Annotated in this window: 13 protein-coding genes; 7 read left to right on the top strand and 6 right to left on the bottom strand. The window is 50.8% G+C overall.

Going from position 1 to position 16,950, the window contains the following annotated elements:
- The first annotated feature begins 4 nt into the window (after window positions 1-4).
- The 6 genes from murC (at window position 5) to ftsZ (ending at window position 6,501) form a co-directional block, all read left to right on the top strand.
- The gene (gene murC / locus NZM05_07335; protein MCS7013429.1) at window positions 5-1,450 is read left to right on the top strand and encodes a UDP-N-acetylmuramate--L-alanine ligase; all 1,446 of its coding nucleotides are present in this window, start codon (window positions 5-7) and stop codon (window positions 1,448-1,450) included.
- Window positions 1,450-1,881, top strand: a complete 432-nt coding sequence (locus tag NZM05_07330) for a retropepsin-like domain-containing protein (protein MCS7013428.1) — start codon at window positions 1,450-1,452, stop codon at window positions 1,879-1,881. The genes murC and NZM05_07330 overlap by 1 nt, the downstream gene beginning before the upstream one ends.
- On the top strand, window positions 1,878-2,822 hold the full coding sequence (murB, locus tag NZM05_07325) for a UDP-N-acetylmuramate dehydrogenase (protein ID MCS7013427.1): 945 nt from the start codon (window positions 1,878-1,880) through the stop codon (window positions 2,820-2,822). The genes NZM05_07330 and murB overlap by 4 nt, the downstream gene beginning before the upstream one ends.
- A complete protein-coding gene (locus tag NZM05_07320; protein MCS7013426.1) occupies window positions 2,819-3,787 on the top strand; it encodes an FtsQ-type POTRA domain-containing protein in 969 nt (322 codons plus the stop codon). The genes murB and NZM05_07320 overlap by 4 nt, the downstream gene beginning before the upstream one ends.
- A 53-nt stretch (window positions 3,788-3,840) precedes the next feature.
- Window positions 3,841-5,136: a cell division protein FtsA gene (ftsA, locus tag NZM05_07315; protein MCS7013425.1), complete on the top strand. Its 1,296-nt coding sequence runs from the start codon at window positions 3,841-3,843 to the stop codon at window positions 5,134-5,136.
- A 111-nt stretch (window positions 5,137-5,247) separates the two neighbouring features.
- On the top strand, window positions 5,248-6,501 hold the full coding sequence (gene ftsZ / locus NZM05_07310) for a cell division protein FtsZ (GenBank protein MCS7013424.1): 1,254 nt from the start codon (window positions 5,248-5,250) through the stop codon (window positions 6,499-6,501).
- On the opposite strand, the gene NZM05_07305 is transcribed toward ftsZ, so the two are convergent.
- The 4 genes from NZM05_07305 to rpmH all read right to left on the bottom strand — a co-directional run bounded on the left by NZM05_07305 (window position 6,498) and on the right by rpmH (window position 10,984).
- Window positions 6,498-7,931 (bottom strand): sigma-54 dependent transcriptional regulator, encoded by a 1,434-nt coding sequence (locus NZM05_07305; GenBank protein ID MCS7013423.1) that lies wholly within the window; start codon window positions 7,929-7,931, stop codon window positions 6,498-6,500. The genes ftsZ and NZM05_07305 overlap by 4 nt on opposite strands.
- Window positions 7,932-7,946: 15 nt before the next feature.
- Window positions 7,947-10,100 carry a bi-domain-containing oxidoreductase gene (locus NZM05_07300; GenBank protein ID MCS7013422.1) on the bottom strand — a complete coding sequence of 718 codons (2,154 nt, stop codon included), beginning with the start codon at window positions 10,098-10,100 and terminating at the stop codon, window positions 7,947-7,949.
- 254 nt (window positions 10,101-10,354) lie between these two features.
- Window positions 10,355-10,801 carry a ribonuclease P protein component gene (locus tag NZM05_07295; protein ID MCS7013421.1) on the bottom strand — a complete coding sequence of 149 codons (447 nt, stop codon included), beginning with the start codon at window positions 10,799-10,801 and terminating at the stop codon, window positions 10,355-10,357.
- Between the two features lie 21 nt (window positions 10,802-10,822).
- Window positions 10,823-10,984 carry a 50S ribosomal protein L34 gene (rpmH, locus tag NZM05_07290; protein MCS7013420.1) on the bottom strand — a complete coding sequence of 54 codons (162 nt, stop codon included), beginning with the start codon at window positions 10,982-10,984 and terminating at the stop codon, window positions 10,823-10,825.
- Between the two features lie 493 nt (window positions 10,985-11,477).
- On the opposite strand from rpmH, the gene dnaA reads away from it, so the two are divergent.
- Window positions 11,478-12,929 (top strand): chromosomal replication initiator protein DnaA, encoded by a 1,452-nt coding sequence (gene dnaA, locus NZM05_07285; protein MCS7013419.1) that lies wholly within the window; start codon window positions 11,478-11,480, stop codon window positions 12,927-12,929.
- Window positions 12,930-12,983: 54 nt separating this feature from the next.
- Here dnaA and der read toward each other — a convergent pair whose 3' ends face one another.
- Both der and NZM05_07275 read right to left on the bottom strand, forming a co-directional pair.
- Entirely contained in the window at window positions 12,984-14,300 is a 1,317-nt protein-coding gene (der, locus tag NZM05_07280; GenBank protein ID MCS7013418.1) for a ribosome biogenesis GTPase Der, read from the bottom strand.
- Between the two features lie 16 nt (window positions 14,301-14,316).
- Window positions 14,317-16,944 carry an SMC family ATPase gene (locus tag NZM05_07275; GenBank protein ID MCS7013417.1) on the bottom strand — a complete coding sequence of 876 codons (2,628 nt, stop codon included), beginning with the start codon at window positions 16,942-16,944 and terminating at the stop codon, window positions 14,317-14,319.
- Window positions 16,945-16,950: the final 6 nt, after the last annotated feature.

Raw genomic sequence — 16,950 nt, 5'->3', positions numbered from 1 at the left:
AGCCGTGAAGACAAGACATATCAAATACCGCCTACTAGGACGCACCACACATGTGCACCTTGTAGGCATCGGTGGCGCAGGAATGAGTGCTATTGCTGAAGTCTTGCTTCGGCTTGGCTTTGAAGTCAGCGGCTCCGACCAGCAGCAAAGCGAGATTACAGAACGGCTCAAGGCACTTGGCGCTAAGGTGAGCATTGGGCATAGCAAGGAGTTCATTGCAGGCGCAGATGTGGTAGCACACTCATCGGCAGTCAATCCCGAGGCCAATCCTGAGACGGTAGAAGCAAGGCTGCGTGGCATTCCCGTTATCAAGCGCGATGAGCTGCTCGGTGAATTGATGCGTCACAAAATTGGCATCTGCGTTGCGGGCACGCATGGCAAGACCACCACGACCACGATGATTGGCGTCGTGCTGCAGGAGTGCGGGCTTAGTCCTACTGTCATTATCGGCGGTATTTCCGATTACTTCCGGAATCTGACGCAAATGCAGGGCAGCGCGATTGTCGGAGATAGTGATTTTATGGTTGTTGAAGCTGATGAATACGACCGCACTTTTTTGAAGCTGACGCCTACGATTGCGGTGATTACGAACATTGAAGCGGAGCATTTAGACACTTACAAAGACCTTAACGATGTGCGGGCTGCATTTGTAGAGTTTGCCAACAAAGTCCCGTTCTACGGGGCCGTTGTCTGTTGCGGCGATGAATTTACGATTATGGAAATCGCACATCTCTTTCAGCAGAAGGTGATTACCTACGGTCTCAGCGATACTTGCGACTATGTCGCGCATAGTGTTGAGCAGCGGCAAACGGAGACCTACTTCAAAGTGCGCTATCGTGGCAAAGAGTTAGGCACGCTGGAACTGCATACGGTCGGCACGCACAATGTGAAGAATGCACTTGCCGCACTAGCCGTTGCAGAAGAAATTGGCTTAGCGTTCGAAGAGGTTCGTGCCGCACTTCAGCAGTTTTACCCTGTGCGGCGGCGCTTTCAGCTCAAGTGCAAGCCGACCAGTGGCATTATCGTGGTCGATGACTATGCGCATCACCCAACCGAGGTGCGTGCCACACTGGACGCAGCGCGTCAAGGCTGGCCGAATCGACGGTTGCTTGCCGTTTTTCAGCCGCACCTGTATTCGCGCACCAGAGACTTTGCCCCTGACTTTGCTGCGTCGCTCAGCTTAGCTGACACGGTGTTCATCACGGAAGTCTATCCCTCGCGAGAAAAAAAGGAAGACTTCCCAACCGTCTCAGGCAAAATAATTGCTGATGAACTGGCCAAATTAAACCATCGTCGTGTGCACTTTGTGCCAGATAGAACCTTGCTTTTGGCAGCGGTCTTAGAGACCACACAGGAAGGCGATATGGTTATCACAATGGGTGCAGGCGACATTACCAAATTTGCAGACAAAGTGGTCGACGAACTCAAAAAACAAGGACGAAGTCTCTAATGTCCATTCAATTTCAACTGGCGTCGAGGCAATTGCCGCTCATTTTGGTTAAGGCGGAAATTGTTGGCGCAAAAAAATCGCGGCTGGTAACTGCTATTGTCGACACAGGCGCAACGGGCTGTGTTATCACGCAGAACATCGCTAGCGAGATGGAGTTCAAGCCAATTGAAGTGCCCAGCGAAGAAAAAAGTGCACACGGCATTGGCGGCGCCATTTCTATTGAATTTGTGCGCGTCAATGAAATCCGATTAGACCAAGTGGTTGCTAAACGCTTACGTGTCGCAGTAATGGATATGTCCATGATTCACAATCAATTTAACCTCGTCGGCATCTCGCCGAAGCGAAAAGTTGAGATGATTTTAGGCTTTCCCTTTTTCAAAGGGCATAAACTCATTATTGACTACACAACTCGAACACTGAGCTTGAAATGATTGTGCGGGAAGACCTTGTGCGAGCCGTGCGCGGAGAAATTCGCTTGGGCGAAGAACTCGCTCCATACTCCAGCTTCAAAATCGGTGGCAAGGCAGATTTTTTCCTAAGACCAATTGACAAGGAAGATGTGCTTCGAGCGGTGAACTTTTTTTACGAGCGCGGGCTGCCTTACTGTGTCTTAGGTCGTGGCAGCAACATTCTCATCAGCGACGAGGGTGTGCGTGGTGCAGTCATCTCGCTGCGCGACAATTTGGAAAAGGTCATTATCGAAGGCGAAACGGTCTATGCTGAAGCGGGCGCAGACCTGCCTGCACTGGCTATGCAAACCTTGAAACGTGGCTTGGGCGGTTTAGAAAATCTCTCGGGTGTGCCGGGCAGTTTAGGCGGTGCCGTGCTGATGAATGCTGGCGCATATGGTAGAGAAATTTTTGACCTTATTGAGTGGGTCGAAGTGATTCGGAACGGGCGTATTGTGCGCCTACAAAAGGCTGACATTCACTATGACTATCGATACACCGATTTGCAGCACGATGTGATTCTGGCAGTTGAGATGCGTCTTCAACGGCTAACGCCAGCCGAGCAAGAATTGGCCATGCAGCGTCGAAAGGCGTGGATGGAAAAGCGCCGTGCCACGCAACCGCTTAGCTTGCCGAATGCAGGCAGCATTTTCAAAAATCCACCGCCTGATGAAGCGGGCAACCCACGTTATGCAGGAGCGCTAATTGAAGCCTGTGGGCTGAAAGGGGTGCGGCACGGCGGCGCACAAATTTCAGACAAGCACGCCAACTTCATCGTGAATGTCCAAAATGCAACCGCCAAAGACGTGCTGGCGCTTATTCACCTTGCTCGTGAAGCCGTTAAAGCAAAATTCGGCATTACGCTTGAATTAGAAATCAAACTTATTGGCTTTGAACACACCGACGTTCTGCTGATGCAATGAGTGAGATGAGTGAAAAAGATATTGTGCCCAAGCAGTTCGTGGCGATGTCGCCACTCAGCGAGACGCCACCGCCAGCACCAAAAGGCGAGTATGCCGCGCCTTCGCCGAAAGCAGAATCAATCAGTGACGCAGCGGTATCATCTGAATCAAGCGAACCGTCGCACACAGGCGCTGCAATCAGTCACACCGATGTCTCTGCTTTGCGCACCGCAGCGGCGAATGCGCCAGAGCCCTCTATGGTCAGGTGGGCTGTTACCGCAGTGGCAGGGCTTACGATGCTGGGCATTTTGGCAAGCGTGTGGTCGCAGCACTTACCGCTGAGCGCCTTTGTCATCACCGGCAATCGCTTGGCAAGAACTGAAGCGATTGAAGCCACTTTGAGCAGTTGGCTTGGCAGAGAGCTTTCAAAGGTGAGCTTAGCAGAGATTGAAGAGACTTTGCAAGCCAATGTGCTGATTAAGCGAGCCATTGCTACTAAAGAATTTCCAAACACGATTCGTGTTCAAATCGTGGAGCGCCAGTTTGTCGCTCTGACGGTAGTTTCAGGACAGCTGAAGCTCGTAGGTGATGATGGACTGTTAGCCGATGCAGAGCCGGCCTTCTTGGGTTCGCAGCGCTTGCCCATACTCTCTGGCTTTGAGACGGTGCGCCGCGTGCAGCGTCGCTTCTGGGCGCTGGATTCAGCTGAAGTGCAACCTGCGCTGCAGCTTCTCACGGCGCTGCAATCCAGAGCACTTTGTCGAGCGATGCTTTCCGAAGTGAAGGTTGCCCCGCATCAACTTGTGGCATTTGCTACCGATGCCAACACGCGATTCATTTTTGGCACGGATGGCGACTACGAGCGCAAGCTGGATTATTTGGAGACTTTCTGGAAGGAAGTGATTGCCAAAAAAGGACTGCGCACATTCGAGTATGTGGACTTACGCTACGACAAACGAGTGTTCGCTAAACCCATAGCAAACTGATTTCAACTGAACTTAAAGCGGCAGTGATGCCCACTCAAAAAGGACGGTGTGCGATGGCAAAAGACAAAATTGTGGTTGGGCTTGATATTGGCACAACGAAGATATGTGCCGTCATTGCCCGAAAAGATGAGTTCGGCAAAATCAATGTGTTAGGGGTGGGGCGCGCGCCCTCAGAGGGACTGTCACGCGCTGCAGTCGTGAACATCAACAAAACCGTTGACGCCATTCGCCACGCAGTCAGAGAAGCTGAGCATACGGCGTCTTATACCATCAAAGGCGTCAATGTCGGTATTTCTGGTGAGCATGTGCAGTGCATCAAAGCTCACGCCGAAGTGAGCATTAACCCAACTGGCATCGTCAACTACAGCGATGTGATGCGCTTTGTCGAAAAAGCCAAAGCCAACCTCAAGCACTTGGACGTAGAGCGCGAAATCATTCACGCCATTCCGCAAGAATTCATTGTCGATGACCAAGAAGGCGTCTTAGACCCGATTGGCATCATTGGCACAACGATGAAGGGCTCGGTGTATGTCGTGCTTGGAATGAAGACAAAAGTGCGCAACATCCAGCAGTGCGTTGAGAAAGCAGGTCTAACTATCAATGGCATGACCTTCGAGCCCATTGCATCTGGCATGGCTGTCATGAAAGAATCAGAGCGCAAGTCTGGTGTAGCCGTTGTTGATATTGGCGGCGGCACTACAGATGTAGCTATTTACACAAAAGGTGTGATTCGCCACTCCGAAGTGATTAAGTGGGCAGCAATTGATGTCACCAACGATGTCGCCATCGGGCTGAAAACTCTGCACGAAGTTGCCGAAGAGTTAAAGATTCGGCACGGCTGCGCTTACTCTCGCGACCTTATCAAAGATGAGGAGATTCTAGTACAAGGCATTGAGGGACGCGCCCCTAAAACCTTTATGCGCAGCACACTCACCAACATCATTGAAGCTCGAATGACCGAAATTTTTGAATATGTGCGCGCTGTGCTCAAGCGCTCAGGGTACTACAATTACCTCAACGCAGGCGCCATCATTACAGGAGGCGGTAGCCTTATTCACGGCAATCAAGCTCTGGCGCAGGAAGTGCTCGGGCTTGATGTGCGCATTGGCTATCCAGAAGGATTGAGCGGCGGAATGGTGGGCGAACTGAACTCGCCAATCTATGCCACAGCAGTCGGCTTAGTCTTGCGTGCTATCAAAGACTTGGAGCAGCAAGAACAGATTGCTGCCTCCAGCACCGCCAAAGAAGAATCGGCTGCTGATGAGCCAGTAGCGGAAACGGCTCAGACTGATGGAAAGACCACAAAGAACTTCTGGGGAAAACTCAAAAATTGGTTCGACCAGATTTAAACCAAACGAAGCGATGATACTGAATATCCAAGTTTTGCGGACCTGTGCTGAGTCTTCGCTTTGCGCAGCGATGCATCAATCTGAATTAGACTGACAAAGGAGGATCTCACTATGCCATTTGAGCTTGACCGGTCTCACTTGCAAGTCGGCGCCAATATCAAAATCATTGGCGTGGGCGGCTGTGGCGGCAATGCCGTCAACAATATGATTGAGCGCGGCATTGAGGGCGTGGAGTTTATCGCGTTTAACACCGACCAGCAAGCCCTCAGCAATTCGCTTGCGCAACGCTTCCAAATCGGAAAAAGCATCACCAAAGGGCTGGGCGCAGGCTTCAATCCTGAAATTGGCAAGAAAGCCGCAGAAGAAGACCGAGAGCAAATCTCGGAATTGCTGCGTGGCACCGATATGCTCTTCATCACGGCGGGCATGGGTAAAGGCACAGGCACTGGTGCTGCGCCCGTTATCGCTGGCATTGCCAAAAACTTAGGCATTCTTACTATCGGCATTGTGACCAAACCATTTGAATTTGAAGGACGGCGCACCATGGAGACTGCCGAGCGCGGCATTGAGGAATTGCGTCGTCAGGTCGACACGCTGATTGTAGTGCAGAACGAAAAAATCCTCAGCTTTGCTGACGGCAATCTTAGCATCAAGGAGGCATACAACCTTGCAAACGACGTGCTCTACCGTGCTGCAAAGGGCATTTCAGAAATTATCACCAAACATGGGCACGTGAATGTTGATTTTGCCGATGTGCGGAATGTTATGACCGACGCTGGTGATGCCGTGATGGGCTCTGCGACCGCTTCTGGTGAAAATCGGGCACTTAAAGCAGCCATGGAAGCTATCTCCAGTCCCTTGCTCGACGGCGTCTCGATTCGTGGCTCTTCACGCGTGCTAGTGAATCTGACAGGCGACATCAAAATTCGCGATGCGCAGGAAGCGATGCACTACATCTATGAACAGGCAGGCAGCGATGCAACGATTATCCATGGCATTGTCGAGGACGATTCTGTGCCTGGCGAAATTAGCGTAACCGTGATTGCAACTGGATTTAATAAGACCTCAAGAAAGTCCAGCAGCGCAGCCGAGCAATTGCGTGTGGTGCGCCGAGAAGAGTTGGTCAAATCTGTTAGCCCGCAGGTTGAAAGCAAACTTAATCGAATGAATGCAGAGATATTTGAAAAGCAAGACAAGCGCGATGATACACCTGCATTCATCCGCTTGGGTCAGCTGCCACCTGAGCCGCTGGAGAAACCAACAGAGCCTGAGCCGCCTGAAAAACCGAAACTCACACCTGAGCAAGATCGGATTCGCAAGACCAACTCCGATACACCAGCCTTTCTTCGGAAAATCGTGGACTAAGTCGTCGGCGAGTTCGGCAAGGAAAAGTTGAGCTGGTCAATGTTGTACCGCTTGCGAATTTCCCACAAGGCTTTGGTGGAAATGCCTAACATTTTTGCCGCTTCGGTAAAACTGCTACATTCTTTCAGCACTGCCTGAATGTAGGCGAGCTTGACGGTTTCCAGCGGCGTGCCAATTGGGATCGTGAACTGTGGCACAGATGGCACGGGTGCAGGCATCGGTGCCGCCGAAAGCGCCAGCTGTGCTGGCTGAATCCATTCGCCAGGCGCGGTGAATATCACCGCACGCTCTATCACATTGCGCAGCTCGCGCACATTGCCTTTCCAAGTGTGCTGCCGCAAGGCAGCTTTGGCAGACTCCGATAGCCCTGCAATTGGCTTATTCATTTCGCGAGAGAATTGCGATAGGAACTTTTCGGCAATGAGGATGATATCCTCGCCCAGTTCACGCAGCGGCGGCATCTGAATTGAGACCACATTGATTCGGAAAAAGAGGTCTTCTCGAAACTTTTGTTCAGCTACCTTTTCTTCAATCTTGGCATTGGTTGCCGCAATGACGCGCACATCTGCGCGAATCGGCTGATTGCCTCCCAAGCGGCGAAAGGTGCGTGTCTCGAGCACCGAAAGCAGCTTGGATTGCACGACCAGCGAGGTTGCATCAATTTCATCGAGAAAAATCGTGCCGCGATGCGCCACTTCGAACAAGCCTTTCTTTGTGGTGCGTGCATCGGTAAATGCCCCTGGCTCATAGCCAAACAGCTCTGCCTCGAGCAAATTTTCTGGAATGGCTGCACAGTTGATTTCTACAAATTCACCTGTGGCCTCTCTTGGCGACAGTCGGTGAATCAGCCGTGCCACTACGGTTTTACCTGTGCCTGTCTCACCTCGAATCAGCACGGTGGAGTCAATCTGGGCAACTTGCTGCACCATCTGGCGCAAGGCTTGTATGGCAGGACTGTTGCCAATCAGCTCAGGCGCATCTGCCTCACGCACCTTTCGCTTGAGATGCTCAACCTCAGACTTGTAGCGCGCTGTCTCTTCCCTGAGCGACACACTTTCAATGGCGCGAGAAATAAGGGTGCGGAGCACGGTGAAGTTTGCCGTTACCCCTGCGCCCGTGTGTGTTTTTTCAATGTAGTGAAAAGCACCTGCTTTTAATGCCTCCACCGCCGATTCCACACTGCCGTAGCCTGTCAGCACAATCACAGCGACCGACGGATAACGCTGGCGAATAATGCTGGTTAGCTCTACGCCATTGAGGTCAGGCATCGTGTAGTCTGTCAGCACCAGTGCAGGCAGGCAAGTTTCCATTGCCCTCAGGCACTCACTTGCCTTAGCAAAGGTTTGAATGCGAAAGTCTTTAGATAGCGTGCGCTCTAAGAGCAGGCGAAAACTTGGGTCATCATCAATGATATAAATCAGCGGATTCATCGGTGCGCCCGAATCTTAAAGTTCCTCTGGCATTCCCGTGTTCAGGCTTTGGTTGATGCGGAAGGTCGCCAAAGTTGTTAGCACTTGGCTGCGTAATGAAATGGGTGAGGAACGGGTATCAAGCGAGTCAATAAAGGCCTCTACTTCTTCCTTGTGCCCTTTGCCGCCACTGAAGCTGCGTATGCGTTGTGCTCCCTGCTCTGAGAGCACCACCGTCTTGAAATTTTCCATAATGGCAATCCGGTTGCCACCGAAAATTTCAATTCGCTCTTTGGGATAAAGTTTATCGCCATTGCAAAGATATTGAATCGTGCCTACACTCCCATTTGCCAAGCGAATGGTGATGAGCAGATTTTCACGCACGCGTGTCGGCAGCATTTCTGCATAGACGCGCACTGGCTCCGAGTCGGTAAGATACTGAATCGTGTCAATAAAATGACAGACCTCCCCAATTAGTCTGCCACCCCCTTCATCAAGGTCTTGTGTCCAGTGGTCAGGGGGCAGCGACCCTGCATTGATGCGATATTGCACCGAAATAGGCTCTTGCAAACTGCGAAAGTATGATTTCATTGTCTTGATTGGGGCGCTGAAACGACGATTGAACCCCGTTAGCAACTTAAGGTGCGGTCGCTTCTCCGCCTCTTCTGCAATGCGCCAAAGACTTTTCTCATCTATTGCTAACGGCTTTTCAACAAAGACATGCTTTTCAGCTTGCAGCGCTTTTATCACCAGCTCAGCGTGTAAGTTATGGCGCGTGGCGATGAAGACTGTGCCGATGTGCGGATCGCCTAACACCTCATCTACACTTGAAGTTGCGCGCTTAAAGCCAAAAGTTTGCCGCACGCTTTCTGCAGTCAATCCTGTCGCATTGCAGACTACCTCCAGCTCTACGCCTGCAATTGCCCTAAGATGCGGAATAAGGTAGCCTGTGGCAAAACTGCCTGCACCAATGAAAGCAATGCGCTTTGCATTCGGTTGCACTGTGTGTGTGCCATTGACAGCTACTTGCGGGGCAAGATGTGTGAAGGTTTGGCTTAGCTCGAACTCACCGTAGTCCAGCAAAATGCCAATGTAACGCTCCTTTCGCTCGCCTGTGATGAGTTTGTAGGCCTCTTCACCTTGCTCAATCGGAAAGGTGTGCGTGGTGATGTGTTGTAGCGAGACTTTCTTTTCAGCGACTAACTGCAAAAAGGCTTGCATATTACGTTTCTCCGTCCAACGCACATAGCCAATCGGATAATCCATACCCTTCTCTTCATAGTTTGTGTCGTATCGACCTGCACCGTAAGAGCGAGACAGTTTGAATTCTAGTTCTTTCAAGTAGTAAGGCGAGCGTGGCAAGTTCATTCCTGTTACCCCGACCATTACGACGCGCCCACGGTCACGGAGCACTTCAGCAGCAAACTCCACGGGGTCATTTGAAGTGGTCGACGCTGTAATAATCACCGCATCGACACCATAGCCACCGGTAAAAGCCAGAATCTGCTCCTTAATAGTCTCCTCGCTGCGCACCAGAGCAAGGTCTGCACCGTGCAACTGAGCTAATGCAATTGCATCAGGATTAATATCCACGCCAATCACTCGACAGCCATTGGCTTTTAGCAACTGAATCAGCAGTTGCCCAAGCAGTCCTAAACCGATCACCATCACGCTCTCGCCCAGTGTAGGTGCAGCTTGACGAATACCCTGCAGCGCGATTGCACCGAGTGTCGTGTAAGCCGCATCTTGCAGCGACACGCCCTCAGGCACTTTCGCCACAAGGTTTTTCGGCACTACCACCAATTCAGCGTGAGAGGCGTATCCCCCGCCTGCACAAGCGACCTTATCTCCTACTCGGAATTCGGACACATCGTCTGCAACTTCAACCACTACCCCTGCGGACGAGTAGCCCATCGCAGAGTCTGTGCCTAGCTTATTGAGCACGCGACTGGCTGTATCCAGCAAGCCCTGCTCCTTTATTTGCTTTAAGACCAGCCTCACCAAGTCAGGGCGCGCCATAGCCTTGCCTAAGAGCGACTTTTTGCCGAGCTCAACCTTGCTACGCTCTGTGCCTGCACTAATGACGCTGTAGCAGGTGCGCACCAGCACCATTCCACGCTTGAGGGCAGGCGGCGGCACCGATTTGACGGTGATCGCGCCCGACCGCGAATTTTGAACCAATTGCTGCATAACTATTGCGTTATTGCGTAAATTAGAACTGAGCAAGAAAACAAGATACGAAAAACTCACTTTAAGGAGCATTGCGCATAGTAAAGTGATGCACTTCGCTTGAGTCTAGACTGATAGCATAAAAGCTCTTCGTCACTTTCGCTATCTGCATCAGTCTTGCGCTGCGTTTTGAAGATGCACATCTGCCCTTGCAGTTGCTGCATTTGATAATCTCCCCTGCAGAGAGGATTGTCAGGTATTCCACTAGCGCCTCTCTATGCAGGTTCTTGCTTTATTTCACAGGTGCTTAGTCGCCTAAGGAGTTCATCAAAGGCTAAGGCAAAGGCATGCATAGCTTTTTGGAAGGTGAAGGGCTGGCGTTGTGGTTGGTATAGCACTGCAAGATGAAGTTGCTTGCCAGCAGGGAGCTGGCTTTGCACACCGTCAATTAGTGTCCATTTCTGCCGGCGATAGGCCTCGCGCATAAGGCGCTTAATGCGGTTGCGCGCTGCGGCCCGTCGCACTGTGCGTCTGCTGATGGAAAACAGCACCATTACTTTGGCAGGGGACTGTGCAGGGGCCACTGCAAAAATAACTTTCAGGTAAGGCACGCGCAGCGATTCACCAGAGACAAATAGTGCTTCAATAGCGCGTTGATGGCGAAGAATCTCGGACTTGCGAAGGGTGTAGCGGCGTGCCTTATCGCCCTCGTTTGCCAGCACAGTTGAGCTGCCATTGACTGACTATCGCTGTTTGTGGCTCATTGAGTCGCTTACTGTGAGCCGATAGCGACCTTTTGCACGGCGGCGAGCCAACACCTTCCGTCCATTCTTGGTTGCCATTCTCGCACGAAAGCCGTGCTTGTTGCGGCGCTTTCGATTGCTTGGCTGATATGTGCGTTTCATACTATTCAGATCTCTTAAAATGAGCGGCAAATGTATCACATTTTTTCTGCAAAAACAAGTTTGCGCCTTGCGCACTTTGTTGTAGATTTAGCCCCATTTTTCCGAAATGGGATAGGCTGTGTCAATGAGAAGCATCTCTACAGAGGAACAAGGCAACATTACGCACAACCCAGCTTCAACTGACATAGAATACACACCAAACTGCATGGAAATGTGGATAAGTTGTGAGAAAATAGACTTGATACCCTTCTGGTCTTTGATGACTTTTTGTTAATTACGTTAAAGATGTGGATAACTTAAAAAATTTGTTTCTAAGTTATTTTACAACAATCACTTAAAAACTTCTTCGTATTGTTGAAAACTTAAAAACCCTGTATGTCCTAAAGCAGTGCGCTACGCCAGTCAGTTGGTCGCAGCACCCATAAGTGAGGCTGTGCGGTGTGGATAAATGGTGCATCAATACGTGGATTTTTCCTCTAAACCAATGGTTGCTATGAACGCATCGGACGATAAGCCGACTGTTGCGGACGATGTTCAGGCGGCTCGAGAAGCCTGGCGGAAGTGTCTGGATATTATCCGAGACAATGTCAATCCGCAGAGCTTCAAGACTTGGTTTGAACCAATTGTGCCGCTCCGTCTCTCAGGCGGGGAGCTTGTTATTCAAGTTCCGAGCCAGTTCTTCTACGAGTGGCTTGAGGAAAACTATTACTCTCTTCTCAAGCGCACGATTTTGGATGTTATCGGTCGACAAGCCAAACTCACCTACTCCGTTGTGGTGCAGCAGTCCCCCATAGAGCCTGTTACCATCAAGCTGCCGCAACAGCCCCCTGTCCCTGCATCTTCTCCCGAAGTGCGTCCAATTGCGGTTTCGCGCGCCGCATATGAGCTCTACAAAGCTAATGTGCAGCGCTTTGAGAGTTACCTTAACCCTCGTCACAGTTTCGAGAACTTTATTCAGGGCGACTGTAATGCATTTGCGCTTGCCGCTGCGCGCTCGGTTGCCGAGACCCCCGGCAAAAATGCTTACAACCCACTGGTGATCTATGGTGGAGTGGGTTTAGGTAAAACTCATCTTGTGCAAGCCATCGGCAATTATGTGCGCCTCAAACGTAAGGCAGAGTTTGTGCTCTATGTATCCAGCGAGAAATTTGCAATTGACTTTGTAACGGCTATTCAAAACAACCGCATCAGCGAATTTTCCGCTTTCTACCGCAATATTGACCTACTTATCATTGACGACATTCAGTTCTTTGCAGGCAAGGGCAAGACGCAAGAGGAGATTTTCCACATTTTTAACACATTGCATCAAGCCAACAAGCAGATTGTGCTCTCGTGCGACCGTCCTATTAAGGAACTGCGCGATATGGAGGAACGTTTGCTATCGCGCTTTCAGTGGGGACTTGTCACCGACTTGCAACCTCCAGACTTTGAGACCCGCCTTGCGATTCTACGGCGAAAACTGGAAGATAATGGCGCTACCCTGCCCGATGATGTGGTTACCTTCATCGCCACAAATGTAACCAGCAATGTGCGCGAGTTGGAAGGCTGCCTTATCAAGCTTTTAGCCACTGCGTCGCTGCAAGGCAAAGAAATTGACCTTGCGCTGGCAAAGTCCGTGCTCAAGGACATCATTCGCGACCGCACGGTCAACATTACGCTGGAAATGATTGAAAAAGCGACCTGTGAATACTACCACATCTCACCAAATGACATCAAGGGTAAATCGCGCAAGCAAGAAATTGCATTAGCGCGTCAGGTGGCCATGTATCTGGGTAAGCAACTCACCAACTCATCATTTAAGACTATTGGACTACACTTTGGCGGGCGCGACCACTCTACAGTAATTCACGCCGTTACTACGGTCGAGAAGGAGCAAGAAACTTCGCCTGAGCTGCGGCGAGACATTGCGGAACTTAAAAAACGCCTCGAGATTATGGCGCTCTGACCGTCTTGTCGTATCCCTTACTACCAAGTGGAGTTGAGCAGACTTTGCCAGCACTTACTTTTGCCGAAATTGCACCTCAATCGGCACGCCTTTGAAACCAAACTTATCACGAATGAGCCGTTCAACGAACTTCTTGTAGCTTTCTTCCACCAGCTTGGCATTGCCAGCATAGAAGGCGAATAAGGGCGGCTCAATCGCCAGCTGCGTGATGTACTTGACTTTGATTTCCTTACCAGACTTTGACCATGGCGGCGTGCGTTGAATTTCAGGCAGCAGCACACGGTTCAGCTCGCTGGTCTCAATACGACGGCGACGCTCTGCCCAAATCTCTCGTGCCAAATCAACGGCTTTGAAGACACGCTGCTTAGTGAGTGCCGAAACTGTGATGATAGGCAGGTATGAAAGGTTTTTCAGCCGCTGAGCCACTGCCTGTGTGAATGTTTGTGCCGTATTCGCATCTTTTTCAATCAAGTCCCATTTGTTAATTGCAATCAGCACCCCACACTTGCGCTCGAGTGCCATATTGATGATGCGCAAGTCTTGCTTTTCCAAGCCCTGCTGCGCATCAATCAGCACAATGGCGACATCGGCACGCTCCAAAGCTTTTTCCGTGCGGGTGGCACTGAAAAATTCTATGTCTTCTTCAACTTTGGCACGCCGTCGCAATCCCGCCGTGTCAATCAAGATGAAGGCTTGACCATTGCGCCGAAAAGGTGTATCAATTGCATCGCGTGTTGTGCCTGCAATGTCAGTTACGATTTGCCGTTCTTCCCCCAAGATCGCATTCACAAAGCTGGACTTGCCAACATTCGGTCGACCGACTACTGCTAACTTCACCGCATTTGTGTCAGCTGGCTCAGCGACTGCGTAAGCTGGGAAGGCTTGGACTGCAGCATCCAAGAGTTCCGCTACTCCCAAACCTTGTTCGCCTGCGATGAAAAATGGCTCGCCTAAGCCCAGCTTACGAAATTCCTCTGCTTGCGGACGCCATGCGTCGCTATCGACTTTGTTCACCGCCAAGAGCAACGTTTTGCCTGCGGCTTTCTTGCGCAGCACATCTGCCACTTCGTAGTCCACATCGGTGATGCCTGCTCGCACATCGCAAACGAAAATCAACACATCAGCTTCTTCAATCGCTTGAAAGACCTGTGAGAGTACTCCCCTGCTAATTGCATCATCGGCAGTGGTGTAACCGCCTGTGTCTACCAACACAAATGGGCGTCCGCACCACTCCACTTCCAGCTCATTGCGGTCGCGCGTTACGCCCGGCTGGTCATCCACGATGGCATGCCGACGCCCTACAATTCGGTTAAAGAGTGTCGACTTACCTACATTTGGTCGCCCAATGATTGCAACGACTGGTTTTGCCACTTTTTTGGCAACAAGGTTATGCGGAATGGACGGTAAAATGCGAGCCTTTTTTTGCGTCTCTCGTTACATAGATTTTGCTCTCGAAGGCTTCTCGCAGCCTGTCTATGTGCGTGATCAGCAAAATTTTCTCGAAATCCGCGCGCACTGCATTGATAGCTTCAATTATTGCCTCAAGACCCTCTACATCTTGCGTGCCAAACCCTTCATCTATAACCAGCATTTTCACGCCGACTTGGTGCTGAACAGCTAAGAGTTTAGAGAGAGCAATGCGCAGCGAAAAGTCAATTCGGAATTTTTCGCCTCCTGAAAATGTCTCGTAGTCACGTGAGTTGCCTGTGCTATCAATGATGCGAATCTCGAGCGAATCCACCTGTTTTCCATTTTGCTGCATTCGCTGCATCTCAATTCGGAGCGACATTTGATTGTTAGTCAATTTTTCCAGCAGCAAGTTGGCTTCTTGCTCAATGAAGGGCACAGCATTTTCAATCAGCATACTTTGAATACCTGAGACGCTAAAGATGTCTCTCAGAGCCTCATACTGCGCATGCTCTTCTTGCTCGTGCTGCAGTGTCTCTCGTGCATTCTGGAGCGTGATACGTGTGTCTTTCAGCTTATTCATGCATATTTCGAGCGCTTGAACCTCTCCGCCCACGTTGATAAGCTGATTGCTCAGTGAGCGTAGTGTCTCTTCTACCTGTGCATGCTCCGCTTCAAGTGAGGAGAGTCTTTCTACTTCACCCTTCAGCATGTGCACTTGCTGCACGGCTTTCTCTTTCGCTTCGGATAGCTGCTGAACAGTTGCTTCTGCTTCCTCGAGCGCCGCTTCTCTATTACGCAGCTCACTTGCCGCAGTGGCAAGTTCTATCAATTCCCTCTGAATCCCAGCTAAGTCGCTTAGCTGTTGGCGCAGTTCGTCGTGCTCACTTGGCGAGTAGCTTAGTTGGCTCAGCTCGCTTTGCAAGTGTGCAAGCCGCTGGCGCACATCTTGCGCATAATCCCCAGAGGATAGCTCATACTCAAGAGCTTGCACGGCTTGCTTTACGCGCTCCTGCTCCTCCGAGAGCCGCTGCTGGCGACTCTCCACTTCGGTCTGCTCTAACTCAATGCTGCTTAGACGCGCTAACCTCCTCTCAAGCTCACGCAGCTTATGGCTCCATTCTTCCTTCTGTGAAATACTCTGCCGCAGCGCTTCCAAGGCTACATCTATATCCCCAAGTTCGCTCTCGAGCGCAGCTTTTTTGTCTCTTAGACACACATATTCACTTCGGTATTCGTTCAGCACTTTTTCGCGGTGTTCAGGTGTAAGCGGTGAGTGGCAGACGGGACAAACTGCGTCCGGCAATTCCTTGAACATCCTGCCCTTTTCTGAAAGGCTGCTCATTTGGGTGTGCAGCTGTGCAACTGCACCAGCTAGGGTGCCCCGCTTCTGAGTGAGCTGATTTTCCTCTTGTCGCAACTGCGGAAGGTCAGCTATCTGCGCTTCTACTTGCGCTCGCTCTGGTAGCAGTTGTTTGAGCGTGTCATATTCTTGTCGCAGTGCAGCTGCTCGGGCAGCGAGCTGCTGCTGCTCTTCGCAAAGCCGTTTTAGTTTGCTGCGCTCGTTCTCGAGCTGAAGTTGGCGCATTTCCGTTTGCCGTAGGAGCTCGTTCTGCGCATTGCTTAGTTCCAACGAAAGTCGCTGCCAAGCCGCAGCACGGCTATCCAGCTCTGCCACCCTCTTCTGCAACGCTTCATAGTGCTCAGCTTTCTGCTCTATTTCTTGTCGAGTTGCTAATCTTGCGCGCAGCGCGTCAATTTCCTGCTGAAGTGATTGCTTCTTTTGCAAACTTTCTCGAATCTGCTGCTCATAGTTGCTCAGGGTTTGCTGCCACAGCTGCAATTGATGATTTTTCTCCTGAAGGCGCTTCAATTCCACCTCGAGCGATGACCGTTTTGCCTCGAGTGATACCTTTTGTGCCTGCAACTCAGCTTGCCGCCGTTTTGCTTCTTCCAGTTTGGCTGCCACCTCTGGCTCTTCTTTTAGCTCCTCCTCCAGTCGCTGGATAAGAATTTCCGTTGTTTCTATCGCCCTCTCTCGTTCTTTCCGTTTCTCGTCGGCTTTCTCGGAAATTTCTTGGTAGCGCTGGAGCTGAAGAATGTCGGATAAAATTTCTTTGCGCTCGGTTGCGGTTCGCGTTGTAAATTCATTGGCTCGCCCTTGCAACAAAAACGAGGCGTTGATAAATGTGTCGTAACTGATACCGATTTCTCTTTCAATCCGAGCTTGTGTTTCCCTTTGATTTGGCAGGCTAAGTGGGTGAAAGCGCCCATTTTCGTCGTTCCAGACGAAAAACTCTAAGGTCTGGGATGCTGTATTTCCTCGAGACTGCTGCAAGGAGCGTTTGACTTTATATAGCCTTTCTTCTCCATCCAAGGTGAACTCAAATTCCACATAGGCATGAGTCGCGCCACGTCGAATTAACTCTGCATTGCGTCCGCGTAGACTTCTGCCCCAGAGGCACCATGGAATCGCCTCCACAAGGCTGGATTTACCCGCCCCATTTTCTCCTGTGATGCAAGCCACATGGAAGAGGTCAAAATTCAGCTCGGAGCCTTCCTCACCGTAGCTCATAAAGTTACACACTCGCAGTTTCTTGGGAGTCATTGCACG

The sequence above is a fragment of the Chloroherpetonaceae bacterium genome (assembly GCA_025056565.1).
In the GTDB taxonomy this organism is placed as follows: domain Bacteria; phylum Bacteroidota; class Chlorobiia; order Chlorobiales; family Thermochlorobacteraceae; genus Thermochlorobacter.
This window is presented reverse-complemented; position numbering and strand designations above follow the sequence as displayed.

Coding starts and splice junctions, on each gene's coding strand:
- murB (MCS7013427.1), top strand. CDS start 1,878: ATGATTGTGCGGGAAGACCTTGTGCGAGCCGTGCGCGGAGAAATTCGC.
- dnaA (MCS7013419.1), top strand. CDS start 11,478: ATGAACGCATCGGACGATAAGCCGACTGTTGCGGACGATGTTCAGGCG.
- NZM05_07330 (MCS7013428.1), top strand. CDS start 1,450: ATGTCCATTCAATTTCAACTGGCGTCGAGGCAATTGCCGCTCATTTTG.
- ftsZ (MCS7013424.1), top strand. CDS start 5,248: ATGCCATTTGAGCTTGACCGGTCTCACTTGCAAGTCGGCGCCAATATC.
- NZM05_07275 (MCS7013417.1), bottom strand. CDS start 16,944: ATGACTCCCAAGAAACTGCGAGTGTGTAACTTTATGAGCTACGGTGAG.
- rpmH (MCS7013420.1), bottom strand. CDS start 10,984: ATGAAACGCACATATCAGCCAAGCAATCGAAAGCGCCGCAACAAGCAC.
- ftsA (MCS7013425.1), top strand. CDS start 3,841: ATGGCAAAAGACAAAATTGTGGTTGGGCTTGATATTGGCACAACGAAG.
- NZM05_07300 (MCS7013422.1), bottom strand. CDS start 10,100: ATGCAGCAATTGGTTCAAAATTCGCGGTCGGGCGCGATCACCGTCAAA.
- NZM05_07320 (MCS7013426.1), top strand. CDS start 2,819: ATGAGTGAGATGAGTGAAAAAGATATTGTGCCCAAGCAGTTCGTGGCG.
- NZM05_07305 (MCS7013423.1), bottom strand. CDS start 7,931: ATGAATCCGCTGATTTATATCATTGATGATGACCCAAGTTTTCGCCTG.